3 protein-coding genes are annotated in these 3,160 nt (G+C 50.0%); all 3 read left to right on the plus strand.

From position 1 onward, the window contains the following. The coding region (locus MHN01_RS22230; protein ID WP_239413502.1) for an AAA family ATPase at positions 1-660 on the plus strand (660 nt) is incomplete at its 5' end. Beyond that, positions 632-2,089, plus strand: coding sequence for a TIGR03016 family PEP-CTERM system-associated outer membrane protein (locus MHN01_RS22235; RefSeq protein WP_239413503.1), 1,458 nt, complete (start codon positions 632-634; stop codon positions 2,087-2,089). The genes MHN01_RS22230 and MHN01_RS22235, both read left to right, overlap by 29 nt. A 2-nt stretch (positions 2,090-2,091) precedes the next feature. Beyond that, the coding region (locus tag MHN01_RS22240) for an XrtA/PEP-CTERM system-associated ATPase (RefSeq protein ID WP_239413504.1) at positions 2,092-3,160 on the plus strand (1,069 nt) is incomplete at its 3' end.

Here is a 3,160-nt window from a genome sequence, read left to right on the forward strand (position 1 = left end):
TCCATCAAGCGAAAAATCATCCACAATGCGTTTGGGCCAGCCGCCCCCCACCATGAGAATGGCAACCTGGTCATGGTCTCTAGCTCACGCCCCTCTGAAGGAAAAACATTCACAAGCGTAAACCTGGCGTTAAGCCTTGCCTCAGAGAAAGACAAGACCGTATTGCTGGTCGATGCCGATGTACTTAAACCATCAATCGGCAAGGTTTTAGACCTTGATGTCGACAACAAACCCGGTTTGATTGACTTTCTGCTGGGTGATGTAGGCTCGGTGTCTGAGGTGATCTATCAAACCTCTATTCCGAATCTGCGTATCTTACCGGCCGGCACTTCCCACCATTTAAGCAACGAATTGTTAGCCAGTGACAAAATGGCCTTGCTGACCAAAGAGCTGGCGACCCGCTATTCCGACCGGATCGTGCTGTTTGATTGTCCGCCAATGCTGGGCGTCGAAGAAACCATTACCGTGTCAAAATTACTCGGTCAGGCAATGATTGTCGTCGAGCACGGCAAGACCAAAATGGCAGACGTGGAGCATGCCATTTCAGAGCTCAACAAAAATATGGCAATAGGGTTTATTGTCAACAAAGCCATGCAGGGTGCATATAGTCAATATGAGTATGGATATGGGAATGACTATAACAAAGAGAGCCAATCATAAGCGCTGGCTATGGTGCAGCATGGCTTTGGTAACCGCACACAGTCAGGCTGCAGATGCCGAGTTTTCCCCCTATGTCAGCGGAGGGTTTACCTATACCGACAACATTAACCGGGTAGCGGAAGGGCGGCAGGGAAGCCTGATCTCGGATCTGAGTGCCGGCATTTCTACCGACATCCAAGGTGCCGACGGCAGTATTGATCTCGACTACGAGCTCAACCAGCTATTCTACAGCCATGACTCGACCGACAATGAAACCTACCAGACTCTCGCTTTCGCTGCAGACAAGGGAATTAAGCGAACAGGCTTTCGGGTCGATGCCGCCGCGTCAATCGAGAATATTGCCCGGGCGGACGATCAAAACGCCAACGCCGATATTTTCTCCGGTGACACCATTGAGAACAAAGAGGCTGGTCTGGGGGTAAGTTACCGTTCCAATCCACGCAGCAAAGTGGACCTGATGGCCAGAGCCTTTACCGATATCGTCAACAACGAAGATGATATCGGCAACTACAATGGCTATGGCGCGGAGTTCTCGTTTGCCAACGGGGAAAGCGTGAAAAAGCTGTTCTGGCAAATCGACGGTTCCTACCAGTATAAAGAGAGCAAGGATAACGATGACGACACCGCTATTACCCTGTTCAGTCAGGAGCTTGGCCTTCAGACGCTGTCTGGCTGGGTCCCGTTGATCCGATTCAATTTCGAAGACTATGAAGGCACGTCTGATGCCGACAGCGCCGATACACTCAGCTGGGGACCAGGCGTTAAGTATTTCTGGACTAAACGTTCATATCTCGAGCTTAGCTACAACTTCTCGGAAGACGATAACAACAGTGACTTCTGGGCCGGCGCAGTCCATATCAACCCGACGCCAAGAACCCGGTTGTTAGCCTCCTATGACAAACGCTTCTATGGTGACGCCTATGAGTTTTTGTTGTCTCACCGCTCAAGGCGAATAACCAACAGTATCCGCTATACCGAGGAAGCCGTCAGCTTTGATCGCGACTTATTTTCCTCAGGCTCCACTGTCGAGGAAATTTCACTGAGCCGACGATTAGAATGGTCGACGGTATTAAAGGGGCGGAGAACCGACTACGAGCTAAGTATTTTCCATGATGAACGAGAAGCGCTTAACGCCACAGCCGATGAACAAAATGATGAAGTTGACGGTATCGGTATCGCAGTCCGCCACCGCCTTTCACGCCGTTTTAGCCTGGCTGGACGCTTTGATTACGACTATTACCAGTTTATAAGCCGCACCCGCCCGACCCAGAATGATTACTACCGAATCTACGAGCTTGAAGGAAAGTATGAATTTAACAAACACCTTTCAAGCACCTTCGGGGTCGAGCACAACAACAAATCGTCGTCATTTGCTTCCAATAGCTACGATGAAACCCGGCTTTCTATCGATATAAGGATGCAACTATAGCTATGTATGAATCACATTTCGGCCTGTCTGATAAGCCATTTAAGCTGAGTCCGGATCCGCGTTTTTTCTTTTCGAGCCCCCATCATGAAAAGGCCACCTCCTATTTAAAATACGGACTTTCGCAGGGGGAAGGGTTCATTGTCATCACCGGACCCATCGGCACCGGAAAAACGACAATCGCCAGAAATTTAGTTGCCTCACTGGACGATTCGATCGTCGCCATACAGATTGCAACCACCCGCCTGACTCCCGAAGAGCTTGTCAGGCTGGTTGCCGCCAAATTTGGGATTCCCGTTGAAGATCTGGGCAAGGCTGAAATCCTCAAAAGACTGGAGCAATACCTACTCACCTTGCACCAGCAGCAACGGCGAGCGCTGTTGCTTGTTGACGAGGCCCAAAACCTGCCACCGGAGACGGTCGAAGAGCTGCGAATGCTGTCCAACTTCCAGCTAGATGACAAGCCACTTATTCAAAGTTTTCTCCTCGGCCAGGAAGAGCTCAAAGGTATCATCGAGCTCCCCGAAATGGAGCAATTCAGGCAACGGATTATTGCCTCGTGCCACCTCACGCCCTTTGATAGCCAGCAGACCGAAAATTATATCCTCCACCGCCTAAACCAAGTCGGCTGGCAAGGCAAACCTGCCCTTAGCCAGGAGAGCTTCGGTATTATCACCCAATACACCCAGGGGGTACCAAGGAAAATCAATATCCTCGTCGACAGGCTGTTCCTGTATGCCTACCTGGAAGACCTAACAATACTAAAAGCAGATGATGTCCGTCAGGTACTTGAAGAAATGCAAGGTGAGTTATCCGGCTCCATGATGCCGAACAACAGCTGGAGCGATGATAACCGTTCATCTTCAGTTGCGCTCGATAGTCATTCCCCCTATCTCCCAGCGGATCATAATGACTCCCAAGCCGTCCAGACACTGATGGCCATATCAGAGATCCTGGATAGTGTAATTGAGAAAAAACTCGCGACGCTTCGCCACCTGGATAAGCTATTAACACAAAAGAGAAAAGAGCTGACTGAGCAGGGAGTAAAACTGGAAGACGAAGCAATATTAGAAG

Origin of the sequence: Photobacterium sp. OFAV2-7, assembly GCF_022347985.1 — a bacterium.
In the GTDB taxonomy this organism is placed as follows: domain Bacteria; phylum Pseudomonadota; class Gammaproteobacteria; order Enterobacterales; family Vibrionaceae; genus Photobacterium.